Source organism: Pseudoalteromonas arctica A 37-1-2, assembly GCF_000238395.3.
Lineage (GTDB): Bacteria > Pseudomonadota > Gammaproteobacteria > Enterobacterales > Alteromonadaceae > Pseudoalteromonas > Pseudoalteromonas arctica.
On record NZ_CP011025.1, the window covers coordinates 2,215,943 to 2,233,924 of the forward strand.

A 17,982-nucleotide genomic window follows, 5' to 3' on the forward strand; every position below is an offset into this window, starting at 1 on the left:
GCTTTTTGTTAAATTCTTTTTTAACTCAGACTAACAAGTTATTAAAAATCGTAAGACGCTGACAATTGAATTCTACGTGGTGATTGGTAAGACTGAGCTAAACCAAATGTAGCATTATCATCGTTTGCTGCAACTTCAGCTGCTTCATCGTAACGAGTTTCAGTAGCAGCATCAAATACGTTAAATACATCCATAGCTAAACGAATTTTCTGATCGTTAAAGCGAAGGTTATAAGTAAAGTTAAGATCTAAACGTGCTGTCCATGGTGTAGTACCCATGCTACCACGAGGGAAACGTTTGTCACCTACATAGTAAGTATCGCCGTAGTCATATTGATCAGGGTCTGGAGTATAACCTTGACCTAAAGCAGTCCAAGGACGCCCCGATGCGATATTAACATTAGCACCAATTAAGAAGTCTTCCGTAACAGCGAAAGCACCATAAATTTTAATATTATGACGACGATCTGCAGGTAGATTACCATTAGCACCATCCATTAAATAAGGGTAATCCCAATCTTGCGTAAGACCAGCATCATCTTGACCATTATCAGATTTAACAAAACCTTCTGTATTACCGTAATTGTGAGACCATGTGTATAGCGCTTTTAAAGACCAAACCTGATCCCAAGTTTTCTCTAATGTTAAGTCAACTGATGCGTATTTACGCTTAGCTTCCGGGTAACCTAACTCTTGTGCACTAAAGCTATATTCTTCAGTGGTGCCGTCACCATCAAGATCGAAATTGAAAGTAGCGCCATTACCAGGATTAAATAAGAACCAGTTTTCGCCTAAGTACTCACCATTTTCATCCTTAAAGATGTATGAGCCATCATCAATTTGATTACCTAGAACACGGTAAGTTGCCTTGATACCCCATGACCAATCATCATTAATTGCTGCTTGATAACCAATCATATACTCATCGTTATACATTGGTTCAAGATCTTTATCAGATAAGGTATTAGATGGTTTTGCAGTGCCGTCACCACCATTAGAAATAGCAGGGTCACCTAGCTGAGTACCTAAACCTACAGGGGTACCATCAGCATTTAAACCTTCATATTCATACCATGTACTTATAAATGTTTCTGCACCAGCTAAACGAATATTTGTATTAGCAGCTACTGGTAGGTAATAACGACCTGCGGTAAAAAACAACTTACTGTCGCCATCGCCATTAATATCCCAAGAACCACCTAAACGAGGAGCAATTTGGTTATCGATAGCAACAAATTCATCACCATCAGCATTATAGTTAGTAAAGCTATCATTACGTAGGCCTAGCGTCAGGGTAATGTCTTCTGTTACTGACCACTGATCTTCGATATAAATTGCCCAGTTTTCAACTTCGAATTCGCCACCACTTTTATAATCACGTACACGTGTTGTTTTCATATCTGCAGGTAAGACATAGCCATTAGGTAACCTGCCACCTTCTGAAAAGGTTTCATAGCGATAGTAAACACCGCCTGAATTCGTCTTTATTGCATTAGCTGTATTTGTTTCAGAATCATAACCAAATTTAATGCTATGCTCATCATTAATATACCAATCAAAATCTATTCGTAACTGCTCACGCTTATCTTCATTTTCAGTTACATTAAAGTTAACATAGCACGTAGTATCCTCACCTAAATCAGCATCTATGCCCGTAGGGCAATCATCATAATCTGAATAATCCGTTTCTGAAAATTTAACTTCACCGTACATTGCTGACATACTTAAATCATCAGTAAGATTACCTGTATAGCGAAGAGCAAAACTTTCGCCACCACGTTGATGATATGCAATACCAGCATCTTCAGTATAATTACCATTTCCATTTGGGTCTTCAATCGTTCTTTCTGAATAAGTACGCTTATCACTGAAACCCCAAAGCATTAATTGGTGATCTTCGTTAATATTCCAATCAAAACGAGCTAGGTAATATGGGTCATCATCTTTTTCAACTGCTAAATCTGTTTGAGATGCATTACCGTATTCGTAGTCATTATCTCTTGCAGTGTAAATACCATAGAAGAATAATGTATCTTCAACTATCGCACCTGAAGCATAAATACTTGTTTCAAATGAATTGTCGTAGTCGTCTTGGTTATTTACGTATAAATCGCCTATACAGTGACCATCAGTGTCTTCACAACGATCATTTTGTTTGTAAAGTGAGTTAGGAGCTTGCTCACTTAACGAGTCAGATGAATAAATCGTTTCAACACCAAAGTGAAAATCATTAGAACCAGATTTAGTAACTGATGAGATTAACCCGCCTGTAGTACGCCCGAACTCGGCAGAATAACCACCCGTTTTAACTTGGAAGCTATCGTAAGCAGTGAATGGAATTGTTGCACCGCCAAGACCATTACGGAAATTAGTCATATTTAGACCATTTACGTAATAAGCATTTTCAGCTACAGAAGCACCACCAAATGAAGCTTGGTCGCCAAAACGACTGTCCCCTTCAGTTGCGCCAGGCGCAAGCAATGCTACTGAAGTTACAGAGCGAGATATTGGTAAAAGTTCTAGTTCTTCAGAACTAATATTTAATGAAGACTCTGAAACAGATACATCGATTGCTCTGATTGAGCCACCAACTACAGCGATTCGCTCAATATTACCAGCTGTTAAAGGTATTTCCATTAGAGCTGTTTTACCTACACCAATAACAACACCTTTAACTTGGGCTTGGTCAAAACCAGATTGAGAAACTGTAATGTCGTACTTACCAACAGGTACTTGCTTAAGATCAAACTCACCATTTGCATCAGCAGTTAATGTTTTTGAATAGCCTTTAGTACTGTCCGTTATTGTAATTGTTGCTCCAGATAATGAAACACCTGACTGAGTTGTTAAGGTACCTTTAATAGCACCGTTAACGTTATCTGCCATTGCAGGCATTGCAGCACTTAATGTCATAGCAACTGCTGCAGCAGTGAATGAGCGCTTAAATGTCTTAGTAAAATTATGGTTCATCTTGATTTATCCCTAGATAATTAGATTATTATTTTTTATGTATTACATTATTTAAATTCACATAAAAATTACTTATATAAATTAAATAACACCTCTCAACCCACAAGAGAAACAAATTAATAACACAATAAAAACAAACTTACTAACTAAATGCGACAGCAATTAACAGAAAAATCGTCAGTAAAAACAATAAATTAACATAAAAGCAAAGATAAAATCAAAAAACAGAATAGTGAACATATTATTCACAAAATGAAGCATGCATAGTTATCTACAAGGCTAATAAACCAAATTAAAAAACAGAGCTTAACATCAGCATGAAAAGACCTTAAAACCAAAATAGGAACAAAAATCACACAAATAATTCATGGCTCTCTAGTACATATAATACAGATTAGTTAGCATAAATATTCAAAGCAGATTTATCTCAACCCACATTGGTGCAAAAAACAAAATTAACTTTAGTTAAAAAAAAGCTTCAAATAGAAGCTTTTTTTCATATTTCGTAATTTTATAAAACCTAATTAAGAGACTCGGCAACCACCGGATAATAGTCCCAAACTTGTTTATCACTGAGTGAGCGTACAAGCTTGATGTATTCTGCGTGTGTCCAAGCCAGAGGTGTTGCTGAGTTTGTGCCCTCGCCTAATTCATAACCTGCTTTATTTACGCCAACGCCATCCCATACTTGCTCAGGTAGCATCATTCCGCTATTAGCAAATTGCTCTAGCCCTTTTACGTAACTATTTTTAATGTCCGCTTGTTTTGCATCATCTAGCGTATTATTTGCGTTTGCGGCCGCTATTTCATAGTGTCCGCGTTCGCCTGTAAAAAATGGCCATACACGACCACGTTGGCCTGGCGTATTGCTCCCGCTTTCGGCGTAATTAGTACCTGTGGTTTCATCTTCACCGTAACCGTCGTTGCCATAACGGCGATAGCCTGCAAATGTGCCGCTACCATCGGTAAAGTTAAAGCTGTATTTAACTTGTAAGTTATCTTCAAGCGTTTCGTCGTCATACTCAGGCAGGGTTTTAACTATACTTGAATCGTTGGCACTTCTTACTCCATAGCGGACTAATTCTAAAAAACCACCGTCTAAAATCTGCTTTTTGTTAAAACCTTCACGGCCATTGTTGGCGTTAATTTTAGTATTAGAGTTAGCGTCGGTGTCTTGACCGATACGAATAAAATACTCGCCATCGGTGCTATCGCCTTTTAAATTACCTTCGGTGGTAAACATTTGCGATTCTATATTACTGTTGTACTTTTTAGCCGTTGCTAAATAACGATCTGCATTTTGAGTATCACCACTGAGTGTTGCTATGTCACTGGCTGTTATAAGGCCAGCAACAACGGCAGCCGTTGTAGAGGGAGAATAACCACTTTGCTCTTCCCAGCGCTCTTGCTGTGTTGCAGGTGGAGTGATTTGCATGTCGTTCCATAAAATTTTAGCTCTTCCGCCATCAACTAAAAAGTCAGCTGCCGGTTTTAGCATGCGTGCGTACCAATCTTTAAGTTCGTTATCACTGAGTACGTTTGCTTGATGTAACTTCCACGCAAGCATAATTGGCATAGCCGTTTGATCTAGCTGTACCCCTACCCATTCAAGTTCACCATCAACATGTGTTTTTTGTAAAAACCATCCTGTATCACCATTGTTACCCGGGGTTTTGCTAGTAACTTGTACTTTTTCAAGGTATTCGAAGGCCGTTTTTGCAGTCGCTGTATCGCCTAAGGCCATAAATGCCATAGCTACTTGATAAAAATCACGAACCCATACTGCTTTGTAACCAGTCGAACCCTCTTTGGCTGAAACAGTTTCACCCCAAGGATTAGAAAGTGAGGCAATGAGCGCACCCGCATTAGTTTTGTCTTCTTGCGCTTTTAGTACCATTGCACTGGTGTAAAGCAATTTACCGTCATCGGCTGTTTGCTTAACCATTGTATTTAATGGTTCAAGGCTTTGTAAATAATCTTCCCAGCCTAGCGCTTCACCTTTACCGTTGTAGGCATCAAGCACATTTTGATAACCTTTAGATAAGCTCTGTGCACCTTGTTGCTGGCTTTGCTGCTGCGTTTTACCAAAGCTTAGTGCTAAATCAAATGTGGTATTACTATCGATATTACCAAGCTCTGCCAGCAGAGTGACATTACCGGCCTTATCGCCGGTGTTTGAATATTTTTTGCTTAGTGTGTGTTGTTTTTTAAGTGAGGTGATGCCATCGCTCACACCTGTAAAGCCTACACTTTGCATTTTGAATGGCGTAGATGATTGCAACGTTAAAAAATTATCATCTTCCCATGCTACTAAGCCTTGCTCAGTGGTTTTTGCAAAATCACCTAAGCCGTTGTTGTTTATATAAGGATTAACAGCAACATACGCTTTCACGCCTTTAAGTGATGTATTAAAAATACTGCGTACAAACAATGTTTGTCCGTCAGGGTCGGTGAATATGTGTTTTTCGAGGGTAAAACGCCCTTTCTTATCTGTACTTGTTACTTTGTAAGCAAGCGATAGTGGTCTGCCTTTATCGTCTTTATGTAAGTAATCAATTGTAACGTCTAAGTCGTCAGCTTCAGTGACTGTAAAATCTTTACCGGTTACTACAAACTGCATATCTTTAATTTGAGCTTGGTGAATGAGTCCAAACATAGTTTCGGTGATCATACCTTTGGCAATTGAAAACCATACTTTTGATACTTCACCTGTCGCAGCATTGTTATTATATTGGCCGTTTTGGTATTGCTCAAAAGAAGTACCAATTCCGGTTTTACCCGCGTAAGCCCAATATGGTTCAGCACCTGGTGCGCCAGGAGCTGCTGAAACTGTAGCGTCAATATTTTCGTTATTCGTATTTTGTGCACCACAGGCTGTTAAGCCCAAAGTTAAAAGAGCGGTAGTAATAAGGTTATATTTTTTCATTGTGTGACCCTTAGTTTGAATTTTTAACGCGCATTACAGCAATCGCAGCAACAACGAATGATGCAGCACCAATTAATAATGCGTAAATAGGCTGGTTAGAAAATACGTGGCGTAAAATAAGCCCTAAAATACTAGCAGCAAGCAATTGCGGTATAACAATAAAGAAGTTAAAAATACCCATATACACGCCCATTTTATTACTCGGTAGTGCGTTACTTAACATTGCATAAGGAAGCGATAAAATAGAAGCCCATGCAAAGCCAACGCCTATCATTGGAATAAGAAGCATTTTTGGATCTGTTATAAACATAAAGCTCGCAAGGCCCAATGCGCCTAGTAATAAGTTAAAGCAATGTGCGCCTTTTAAGCCCATCTTTTTAACTAAGAATGGAATACACATAGCGGCAATAGCCGCAAAGCCATTGTAAGCTGCAAATAAAATACCGACCCAATCAGCCCCATCGTTAAAGGCTTTACTTGTTGCATCACTGCTGCCGTAATGAAAGCTTGTTACTGCGGCTGTGGTGTATATCCACATAGCAAACAACGTAAACCAGCTAAAAAACTGCACCCAAGCAAGCTGCTTCATTGCCTCTGGCATGGTAAATACATCTTGTACTACTTGGTAAAAACCGCCTTGTATTTTGTTAGCAGCCTTTAATGCGCTTGCTATCCACTGCACAATACCAAACGCTAGTAAGCCACCAGCAAGTAGGTATAACTCTTTTTCAAGCGATAAACCCATTACTAATGCAAGGGTTGCTAAACCTAGCACCACAAAAATAATGGCACCTTTATTGAAGTTGATATCTACTAATGCTGTGTTAGTCGGTTTGGCAGTGTGGTTTTCAAAAGCAGCTAATTGCTCAGGGCTATATTCTTTGGTTCGCATAACTGTCCAAAGAACTGCGACTAGCAATACGACCCCACCCCAATAAAATGAATATTTAACAGATTCAGGGATTTGCCCTGGCGCAGCGGTATTACTTACGTCAAACCAATTGGTCATCATCCATGGTAGCGCTGAGGCTAATACCGCACCAATACCAATAAAAAAGCTTTGCAAGCCATAGCCCGTAGCACGTTGTTTTTCTGGCAGGTTATCGCCTACAAGTGCTCTAAAAGGTTCCATAGTGACATTGATTGAGGCATCCATAATCCATAACATACCTGCAGCAATCCAAAGGGTTGGTGAATGCGGCATGATAAAGAGTGAAATAGTAGTAAGTACCGCCCCTATGAAAAAGAATGGACGACGACGACCAAAACGCCCCCATGTTTTATCACTCCAATAACCAATTATTGGTTGCACTATTAAGCCCGTTAGCGGTGCTGCAACCCATAAAATAGGAATATCATCCACTTGTGCGCCTAGGGTTTGAAAAATACGGCTCACATTGCCGTTTTGTAGTGCAAAACCAAATTGAATACCTAAAAAGCCAAAGCACATATTCCATATTTGCCAGAAACTTAGATTTGGTTTGTTGCTGTCATAATTATTATTTTGATTATTCATGATTAGCCTTATTAGTTAAAACTGCGCTACTAAATGCATCTAGCGAAAGCATAAGCTTTGTAACTTCTTTGTCAGTGATGATCTTTACCGTGTTTTGTTCAAGTAAGTCGTGTAGCGGTTTATTTCGCTCAAAGGTATTTGCTTGCTCTGGTGTTAAATTAATTAATACCGTTTGTGGCTCCTCACTAAAATTACTAAAAACATAAACAGATTGCTGTCCCAGCGAGCGTACAAAACCAACAACGCGTTCGCTATTGCTAAGTGAAAGCTCTGACATGGTTCCACCTACAACAGCGGGCAAACTATTAAGAGCCATTATTGATTTATAATAATCACGAAGTGATGCTTGCTCGCTCGATAAGTTAGCGCCGTCGAATTTGCCGTTGTTCATCCATGCTTGATGCGCTGGTACACCAATATAGTCAAAAATACTGGTGCGAGTAGATGTGCCAAAACCTGCGTTTTCAGATCCGTCCTCCCCCACATCTTGGGCAAAATATAATAAAGTAGGTGCGCGACTCATTAAGCTAGAAACGACCATTGCTGGTTTCCCCCAGCGTGCATCACCTGCAAAATCAGGGCTAGCAATGCGTTGTTCGTCGTGATTTTCTAAAAAGTGCAGCATGTGCGCTTCAATATCAGCCACTTGGCTTTGGGCTGCAAAAATAGTATTAGCCGCTTGCTTACCCTGCATAATGGCTTTTAATGTGTCGTAAAAGCCGACTTTGTCATACAAGTAATCCATTTTTCCTTGCTGAATATACGCTCTGTACATTTGTGGGTTGTAAACTTCAGCCAATAAAAACGCATCGGGCTTTTGCATTTTTATTGATGAATTTAAAAAGCTCCAAAATTCAACCGGCACCATTTCGGCCATATCGTACCTAAAACCATCAACGCCTTTATCAAGCCAGTAAAGAGTGATATCTCTAAATTTATACCAGCTATTAGGCAGTTCCTTATTTTGCCAAAACGCATAATGAGCGCGATAATCTTGGTTTTCTAACTCTTTAGGTAATACAGGAAAGTCATAGCTGCCATCAGGCTTAACGCCATAATTCACTCTTACGGTTTCGTACCAATCGTTAATATCTGGCTTGGGTGCACGCGCGCCATTCCCCGTCCATTTCGCTGGCGTTTCATCAAAAAAACCGTCAGCTAAAGGGTGAGTATTACCCCCTAAAACTGTATAGCTTTGTGATGTTGGAACCTGAAAAGACTGACCTGGTACATAATAAAAGTTATTATTTTTATCGTACTCTTTGCTGGTGTCGTCTTGCTCACCAAAGTCTTTTATTCCTTTGGGTTTTGCTACTGATTTATAATTACGAGCCACATGGTTAGGTACAATATCTATAACCACTTTCATGCCATGCTCATGAGTGCGCTCAATCAGATCACTAAACTCACCCATTCTATTAGTCACATTTATGGCTAAATCTGGGTTTACGTCGTAGTAATCTTTTATTGCATAAGGTGAACCTGCACGGCCTTTAACTACATCAGGGTCGTCTTGCGTAATCCCATACTCGGTATAATCGCCCACTAGCGCATGATGTAAAACACCGGTATACCAAACATGGGTCGTACCCAATTCTTTAATACCTTTAAGTGCAGCATCGTTAAAGTCGGCAAATTTACCTACGCCATTTTGCTCTTTTGTACCCCAGGGCACATTCGCGGTCTGTGTGTTACCAAATAAGCGTGTAAATACTTGGTATACAACAGGCTTTGTTAACTCATTTTGCGCCTGTTTAGGCGCTTGCTGTTGTTCGGTTTCATTATTGTCTGAGCACGCACTTGTTATAAGTGCGCTACACAGTAATGCGGGTACATAAACTGATTTTTTCATTGTGTGTCTTTTTGTCAGTAGTGTTATAGCTTTATACTAAAGATATCTGCAGCAAGCATACAGTTGCTGCATACGTATTCACTTAAACATTCACGGCGTATTAATCACTAATACCGTAGCAGTCATTGGCTCTAAGTTAATACTGTTAGTTAGTTTAAAAGTGTGTTGTGTGAATAATGCCTGCGCATTGGCATTTTTTGGTATAACTTCTTGCATGTAATCAAGATTATGCTTTTGTGTTACTTTGTTTTTATTCATAAAAACTAATACTGTTTGCGTATCACTAACGCGAGCATAACTATAAACACCATTGTTCGGACTGAAATGAACGAGCTTACCCTTTGCAAGCGCCGGGCTTTGCTTTCTAAAGTTAAGTAGCGTGCTTATAGTTTCGTGCATATCGCGCTGATCTTTACTTAACCCGACTCCAGTAAACGCATTAGCGTTTTGATTTTTGAACCCACCTGGAAAATCAATGCGTATATCACCATGATCTTTACTCGGCGTATTATCCAATAATATTTCGGTTCCATAATATATTTGAGCAATGCCGCGCGTTGTTAAAAACAAAGTCATCGCCATTTTAGTTTTAGCTAAGTCTTGCCCAAGCTCCGTATATACACGGCTCATATCGTGGTTATCAGCAAACACCATAATGTTATTGGTGTCTGGGTATAAAAAATCGTTAGCTAATGACTGATATACTTTAACCCAGCCTGTGCTCCAACCCTCATCTTCATTTAAAGCTCGAATTACCGCCTCTTGCAACGAAAAGTCCATCACACTGGGTAAGCTTGACACATACCCATCTTGATTTACTTTACCGCGCTGCCAATACGACGCTATTGCAGGGTTTGAAGTCCACTCTTCGCCAACAATATTAAAGTGTGGGTATTCATCCATAATGGCCTTGGTCCAATCACTTAAAAACGCTTTATCTGAGTAAGAGTAAGTATCAACTCTAATACCGCTTAAATCTGCGTATTCAATCCACCAAATTGCATTTTGAATTAAATACTCATTTAATAATGGTTGGCGCTGGTTTAAATCGGGCATGCTAGCGACAAACCAACCATCGCTAAACTGGCGTTTATCGTAGTTACTTGCGTGTGGATCTTGAATTGTTTGGCGCGCATGGCTTGTGGCATTTTTGCCATTTTCAAACTGCCCATTAAAGTTAATCCAATCTTGAGTTGGTTTATCCTTCATCCACGGGTGCTCAGCACCAAAGTGATTAAGCACCATATCCATAACAAGCCCAATGCCCTGCTCTTTAGCCTTTATTGATAACGTTTTGTATAAATTATTTGATCCCATTCGCGGATCAACGTTGTAAAAGTCTGTAATCGCGTAACCATGATAAGAGTAATCTGGCATGTTGTTTTCAAGCACTGGAGTAAGCCAAAGCTGTGTTACACCTAAATTATTTAAATACGGTAATGCGTTAATAACACCTTGAATATCCCCTCCATGTCGCCCGCCTTTAAAACCTGGATTTACAGCTTCTAGCATGCTTTTAACGGTGTCATTTGTGGAGTCGCCATTTACAAAGCGATCTGGGTTAATTAAATATAAAGCATCTGCACTTGTGAAACCTTGGCGTTGCGCGCTATTTTTATCTCGGGTAAATAAAGGAAACTCAAAGCTATGCGCTGTATTAGTGCTGTTAAACTTGAGCGTTCCTGCTTTGGCGTTATCGCTAATATTTAAATGAAGGAAAGCATAATTAGGGTTGTCGGTACGTGTTACGTTATTAAGTTCAACCCCTTTATACTTATCTAATTTAAATTCTTCGTTAGCTATATTTTGCTCATGCACGAGTACTGTAATGTTATTTTTATTCATTCCGACCCACCAATTGGCAGGCTCTACATTAAGTGCATAACTAAAGCTTGGTAAGCTACATGCGCTTACTAGTAAAAGTGTGTTTAAAAATCGCATTGTTATACCTTTTTAATGCTGGCTAAAAAATTCTGGTGAGTTGGTAATTGCGTTACAGTTGAGCTGATCAACGTTTTTAAAGTAGAGAATAAATCGCTCAGTTGATCATCACTTAGTGAATCAACAATACTGTTATAGTCATCAGGGATAAGCCCTTGCCCTATCATGACTTGCTGCCAAGCAACTTCGGCGAATAGTTCATCATCTTCACGTATTACTTTGCCTGTGTGTTTAAATAAATTCAGTTTATGGGTAAGGGAATTTGGTATATCCATTTGCATGCATTGACGCCAAAACGGGGAGTCTTGTCGCTCGGTGAGTTTATAATGCAAAATAATAAAATCACGTATGTGTTCTAATTCAATAACGCTTTGTTTATTAAACTCCGTTACTAACGCATCGCTAATACCGTTGTGTGGAAATAGCTTAATTAAACGCGTAACCGCAGTTTGAATTAAATGAATACTGGTTGACTCTAGCGGCTCTAAAAAACCACTTGAGAGGCCAACCGACACCACATTTTTATGCCATTGCTTTAAACGCCGACCTGTTTTGAATTTTATAATACGGGGCTCTGTAATTGGCTCAGCGGGTAAGCTTTTTAGCAGTAACTGCTTAGCATCATCATCTGACAAGTATCTACTGCAATAAACAAGGCCATTACCAATACGATTTTGCAGTGGTATTTGCCATTGCCAACCAGCACTATGTGCAATAGATCGCGTATAGGGCTTAAGCTCATGAGTACTTTTTGTTTGTACGGCTACTGCACTATCGCATGGTAAGTAATGAGACCAATCAATAAACCCTGTATTTAGTGTTTGTTCAATTAATAGTGCACGCAGCCCGGTGCAATCTATAAATAAATCCCCACTAATTTGACTGTCGTTATCCAGTGCTAGGCTTTTAACATTGCCTGTATCGCATTGTTCAACATGGCTTATTTTTGCATCTATGTGTTTAACACCGCGCGATATAGCCAACTTTTTTAAGTATTCAGCGTAAAGCGTCGCATCAAAATGATATGCGTAACTCAGCCCAGGTAGTTGGGTATTAGGAATTGTATTGAGGGGTGCAAATTTATGCTGTTTAGCCGCTTGGTAATTGAGTGAAAAATCCCATAAGTCGTCTTCGCAACCCGTAATTTGACCTTTTAACCAAAAGTTATAAAAATCGCAAAAGGGAAAGTTTTTACCTAACGAGCCAAACGCATGCATGTAGCTATGCCCTGGCGTTTTCCAGTTTTCGAACTCAATACCTAATTTTATTGAAGCATTAGTAGCATTAATAAAATCTTGCTCGTTTATACCCAGCGCGTTATTAAGTTGAATAATGGGCGGTATCGTTGCTTCACCCACTCCTACCGTACCAATAGCTGATGATTCTATTAGTGTGATATTAATTACTTTACCTAACACTTTATTAAGCAGTGCTGCTGTTATCCACCCTGCGGTACCACCGCCTGCAATTACGACATGTTTTATTGGTTTCATATTATTGCCCACGCTTTAATACAGCGCTCAATAAACTTAATTAAGCTAATTGGTATTAATCAGTGTTTGATAAACTAGCTATAAAAAAGCCCTTGTAAAATAAATCACAAGGGCTTCTACACACAACTTTTATTATAGCTTGTAACTAAAGCCTAACAAGTAAGTACGACCGTAATCTTGGTAGTCACGTACTTGTAGAGCATTATCGCCAGAAAGTGACGTAAACGGTTCTTCAGTTAAGTTTTGTACTTGAAACTGAACAGATAAACCTTCAAGGCTTTCAATGCCGGCCTCAGAGAAGTCATAACCTGCTTGAACATCCCAAATAGTTTCACCTAAAATATCAACTTGTTCAGTGTTAAAACCTAAACCATATACATCACCTTTAAAGGCACTGCGTTTGCGCATACTGGTACGTAATTGCATACCATGCATTTCGTAGTAAACTGTTAAGCTTTGAATTTTATCCGAAAGACCTGGTAGCTCGTAATCGTTACCGTTTTGATCTTCAATATCAGACTCAATACCAGTATGACTAGCAATTAAACCAAAACCTTCAAGAGATGGATGGAATATTTTAAATGGTAACGCTAGTGAAAGCTCGTAACCATATAAATCGCCACCGCCGCCATTTATTTTACCGCTGCCTGTACCTGATGATGTTGCAGGAACTTCACCTGTTGAAGGGTCTGCTACGCCTGACATATCAATTGCATACGTGCCGTCAAAAATCCACTGAGTTAAATCTTTATAGAAAAACGCAGCAGAGAAGTAGCCTTCATCGCTAAAGTAATTCTCGTAAGTAAAATCGTAGCCGGTTGCTTCTTTAGGTTCTAAATTTGGGTTACCACCCGATACAGACCAATAGTTACCATTTTCATCAGGTGTTTGATTATATGAAGCATTAACTGATGAATTCATTTCATCTAAGCGTGCACGAGAAATTGTTTTAGCAGCACCAAAACGTATCGTTTGTTGCTCATCAATCGCAAGTGACAAGTTTAAGCTAGGTAATACGTGCGAGTAATCATGACTTATGTTTGTCGGTGATGTAACAACCACACCATCAACAGTACTAAATGCATTACCTTGTGATGATTGATCAGTTTGTACATAACGCACGCCCACGTTACCCGTTAATGCAAGGCCGCTTACTTCAGCATTAATATTTGCTTGAACAAATGCAGAAGTAATTTCTTCTTTTACAGTCCACGATTTAGTCGCATGACTTGTATTTGTTAAGCTCTCTGCCAATAAGTCGTAATAACCGTCGTTAACTAAGCCATTTACGTCATAAGCAATCATATCGCCCATGCCTATAAAGCCTAAATCAACACTTCCGTTACGGTACTGTTCTGGCACATTAAGCATGCCTGGGTTATCAAGCGAAAAGCTAGATAACGTCATAAAGTAACCTTCTGAATCTTTTGTTTTCTCACGTTCTTTGTAAGACATACCAAATTCAATAGAGCTTATGTACTCGTTTTCTAATACCTTTGAAGCCGCTATTTTTAATGTTGATAGCTCATCTTCAATGGTCGGTGCATTAATAAAACCATCTTGCGCTTGGTTTTCATACTCAGTACCAGTTAAACCATATTTATCGTTAAGTGCAGAGCTTGCACCCCACGATAGCGGGCCACCTAACTGTATTAAACCATAATCGCTATAATCTAAGTCATGAGTAAAACTTGCGCCGGTATTTCCACCATTAAATGTATAACCTAAGTTATCTGCAACACCGCGAGCATCACCACGTCCTGTACCTGAGTAGCTCTCAACACTCCAGATTTTACGGTCTACTTGTGAATAACTTGCATCAAACTCTACTGACCACGAATCGTCAATATCATATTTAGTATTAAAACCAAAAGCTGTAAGTTCCGCTTCGCGTTCTTCATAATCGTTTCGAACTACTACACGTTGGCCTTGTGTTACTGCACTTGTTATAAAGCCAGATGCTTCATCAACTACAACACTATTTGCATCAATACTACCTTGACCCCATGCAAATGGAACTTCAATACCGCGTAGAATTTTTTCATCTGTAAAATCTACATATAACGCATCAAACGTCATGTTTAATTTGTCTGTAGGGGCGGCTTCTAAAACAAGCATTGCAGAATCGCGCTCAAGCGTTGATGAACGTACAAATGGTTTAGCGCCGCCTAAAATTGAATAATCGTTACCATTTTCGGTGAATTCTGGGTAGCCCCATGAGTTCCAACGTTTTTCTTGATTTGGTGAACTCATTGTATTTAAAGCAAATGCAACACCAATTGTATCGTCAGCAAACTGATCGATGTATGAGATAGTGCCTCGATAGCCGTCATCATTACCATCTGGATTTAATTTACCAAAGCTGGTTTGCTCATACTGCCCATTTACTTGCACAACACGCTCGCCTTTACTTAAAGGGCGCACGGTTTGCATATTAATAACACCGGCAATACCTTCAGCATCAATACTTGCATTTGGCGTTTTATAAACAGTTACACCGCTCATTATTTCTGATGGGTAAAGGTCAAACTCTACGCCGCGGTTATCACCAATCGATACCTGCTCACGACCGTTAAACGTTGTGCCACTTTCATTCTCGCCAAAACCACGAATAGAGACACGACTTGCTCGCCCGTCTAAGCGCTGGGCGGTTAAACCGGGTAAACGCGCAATCGATTCAGCAATAGAAGAATCTGGCAATTTGCCAATGTCTTCAGCCGATATAGATTCTACAACCTGTGTAGAGAAGCGTTTTGTGTTAATAGACTCAACCACACTGCCACGAAAGCCTTTAACTTCGATAACTTCTACATCATCTTTTTTTATTGTATCTTCTTGAGCAGCCTGTGTAGCAAAGCTTGATAAGCCTGCAGCTGTTAATGCCAAAGTTAATATACTTGGTTTGAACATAGACATAATGTTTTCCCGTTACCCATATTGTGATACCCGCGTTCAATGTTTAAGTGATAGTTAAACAAGGCGAGCTAATTTTGTTGTCAGGATGAATATTAACGCCAGATTTATTTTATTAACAACTTTATGCATACGTATTCAACAATTTCAATGTAGCCTAACATTAACATACATTACACACATATAATTTTAACCATATGATTTTATTAAAAATAAACAAAACAAAAAACACTGAAAGAGCATGACAGATTAAATCTATTTTGTAGAAAACTAATAGCCTTTCTACTTGAATGTAAACAAGATGAAATTAATTGGCGCTGCTATATAACGTTTAAATAATTGCACATTTACTAAGTGTTAAATTGGTCAGACCATTTCTAGTAAAACCAAAGGTATATTTCCTTTATAGTACAAACTGTTAGGTTAAATTTAACTAAAAAATGAATGAATAACATAATTGGTAAACATTAAACACACAAAACGAACACCGCCAAAGAGGCGCTAAGCGCTTATTTTAAATAATTTTATTGCATTATTTTTAGTGCATACGTATGCAGACTTTTTACAGAATTACAGGCTTCACGTATGCTTTTTGAAAATAACGTGATTAATCGTAATCACAATGAAGAATAGTCTAAATACTGTGTGGAATGACGGAGAAAAGCATGACCCAAAAGCAGTGGTATAAAGGTGCGGTTATTTATCAAGTTTATCCGCGTAGCTTTCAAGATAGCAACAACGATGGTATTGGTGACTTAAAAGGGATTATTAATCGTATTGATTACATTAAAAGCTTAGGCGTTGATGCAATTTGGATTTCACCTTTTTTCAAATCGCCGATGAAAGACTTTGGCTACGATATTAGTGACTACCGTGACATTGACCCGCTTTTTGGTGATTTAAACGATTTTGATGAACTTATTAGCCAAGCCCACGATCGCAACATTAAAATTATAATTGACCAAGTACTAAGCCATACATCAGATCAGCATCAATGGTTTACAGATAGCCGCGAAAATCAAAATAACGATAAAGCGGATTGGTATGTTTGGGCTGAAGCTAAAGATGACGGCACAGCACCTAATAATTGGCTGTCTATTTTTGGTGGTGGCGCGTGGCAGTGGGAACCTCGCCGTGGGCAATATTATTTGCATAACTTTTTAACCGAACAACCCGATTTAAACTTTCATAATCCTGACGTAAGACAAGCTGTACTTGATAACGTAGAGTTTTGGCTTAAAAAAGGCGTTGATGGCTTTAGATTAGATGCTATTAACTTTTGTTATCACGATGCACAACTTCGCGATAACCCAGCTAAACCAAAAGATAAGCGCCAGGGTCGTGGTTTTAGTGAAGATAACCCATACGCATTTCAGTATCATTACTACAACAACACTCAGCCAGAAAATATTGAGTTTATGCAAGACATTCGCACATTACTTAATAAATACCCAGGTACTGTATCGCTTGGCGAAATCTCATCAGAGGATTCATTGGCGACAATGGCACAGTACACCCAAGGTGGCGATAAGCTGCACATGGGATATAGCTTTGAGCTCTTAACAAATGATTATTCAAGTGAATATATTAGAACTACGGTTCAAACTCTTGAACAACGTATGACTGAGGGTTGGCCGTGTTGGGCATTTAGCAACCATGATGTAGAGCGCGTAGCAAGTCGCTGGAGCGAAAATGGCGAAATAAACCCTCAGCAATGTAAAATGCTAACCGCCCTACTTGCCTCCCTTCGTGGCAGTGTATGTATGTACCAAGGTGAAGAATTAGGTTTAGGTGAAGCAAGTGTTGCCTTTGAAGACTTACAAGACCCATATGGCATAACATTTTGGCCTAATTTTAAAGGGCGTGATGGCTGTAGAACGCCAATGCCTTGGGAGCAAGCTGATTCACCTCATGCGGGTTTTAGTGACGTAAAACCTTGGCTACCTGTTGATGATGCACACAAACAGCAATCAGTCGCTGTGCAAACTAATGATAGCAACTCAATTTTAAACGCCTATCGTGAGTTTATGGCGTGGCGCAAGAGCCAAACTGTTTTACTTGAGGGTGATATTGAGTTTATTGAAACGCCTGAGCCTGTGCTTGCTTTTTATAGAACGCTTGGACCGCAAAAAATGCTGTGCATATTTAATCTAAGCTCTCAACAAACAAGTATTGATATGCCAACATCAATCGTTAAAGAATACAATGAGCTTAGCCACCACAGCGCAAAATTAAGCCAAGACACACTTACGCTTGAGCCTTTCGCTTGCTTTTATGCAAAGTGTTAATGACATCAATAATTACACTTAATATTACAGCTAAGCTCTAAACATAAAAAGCCCAAGTAAATTACTTGGGCTTTTTTGTGCATT

General features: G+C 39.2%; 8 protein-coding genes. 1 reads left to right on the forward strand and 7 read right to left on the reverse strand.

Annotated features, from left to right (window positions below):
• Positions 1–41: 41 nt before the first annotated feature.
• The 7 genes from PARC_RS09940 to PARC_RS09970 all read right to left on the reverse strand — a co-directional run bounded on the left by PARC_RS09940 (position 42) and on the right by PARC_RS09970 (position 15,613).
• Positions 42–2,969, reverse strand: a complete 2,928-nt coding sequence (locus tag PARC_RS09940) for a TonB-dependent receptor (protein WP_010555042.1) — start codon at positions 2,967–2,969, stop codon at positions 42–44.
• 520 nt (positions 2,970–3,489) lie between these two features.
• Complete coding sequence (locus PARC_RS09945) at positions 3,490–5,895, reverse strand: glucan 1,4-alpha-glucosidase (RefSeq protein WP_010555041.1); 2,406 nt, start codon at positions 5,893–5,895, stop codon at positions 3,490–3,492.
• Positions 5,896–5,905: 10 nt separating this feature from the next.
• Positions 5,906–7,411, reverse strand: a complete 1,506-nt coding sequence (locus tag PARC_RS09950; RefSeq protein ID WP_010555040.1) for an MFS transporter — start codon at positions 7,409–7,411, stop codon at positions 5,906–5,908.
• Positions 7,404–9,263 (reverse strand): alpha-amylase family glycosyl hydrolase, encoded by a 1,860-nt coding sequence (locus PARC_RS09955; protein ID WP_010555039.1) that lies wholly within the window; start codon positions 9,261–9,263, stop codon positions 7,404–7,406. Before PARC_RS09955 ends, PARC_RS09950 begins: the two co-directional genes overlap by 8 nt.
• A gap of 90 nt (positions 9,264–9,353) precedes the next feature.
• A complete protein-coding gene (locus PARC_RS09960; RefSeq protein ID WP_010555038.1) occupies positions 9,354–11,204 on the reverse strand; it encodes a glycoside hydrolase family 13 protein in 1,851 nt (616 codons plus the stop codon).
• Positions 11,205–11,206: 2 nt separating this feature from the next.
• Positions 11,207–12,697 carry a tryptophan halogenase family protein gene (locus tag PARC_RS09965; RefSeq protein ID WP_010555037.1) on the reverse strand — a complete coding sequence of 497 codons (1,491 nt, stop codon included), beginning with the start codon at positions 12,695–12,697 and terminating at the stop codon, positions 11,207–11,209.
• 132 nt (positions 12,698–12,829) lie between these two features.
• On the reverse strand, positions 12,830–15,613 hold the full coding sequence (locus tag PARC_RS09970; RefSeq protein WP_007582601.1) for a TonB-dependent receptor: 2,784 nt from the start codon (positions 15,611–15,613) through the stop codon (positions 12,830–12,832).
• 662 nt (positions 15,614–16,275) lie between these two features.
• On the opposite strand from PARC_RS09970, the gene PARC_RS09975 reads away from it, so the two are divergent.
• On the forward strand, positions 16,276–17,898 hold the full coding sequence (locus tag PARC_RS09975) for an alpha-glucosidase family protein (RefSeq protein WP_010555036.1): 1,623 nt from the start codon (positions 16,276–16,278) through the stop codon (positions 17,896–17,898).
• Positions 17,899–17,982: the final 84 nt, after the last annotated feature.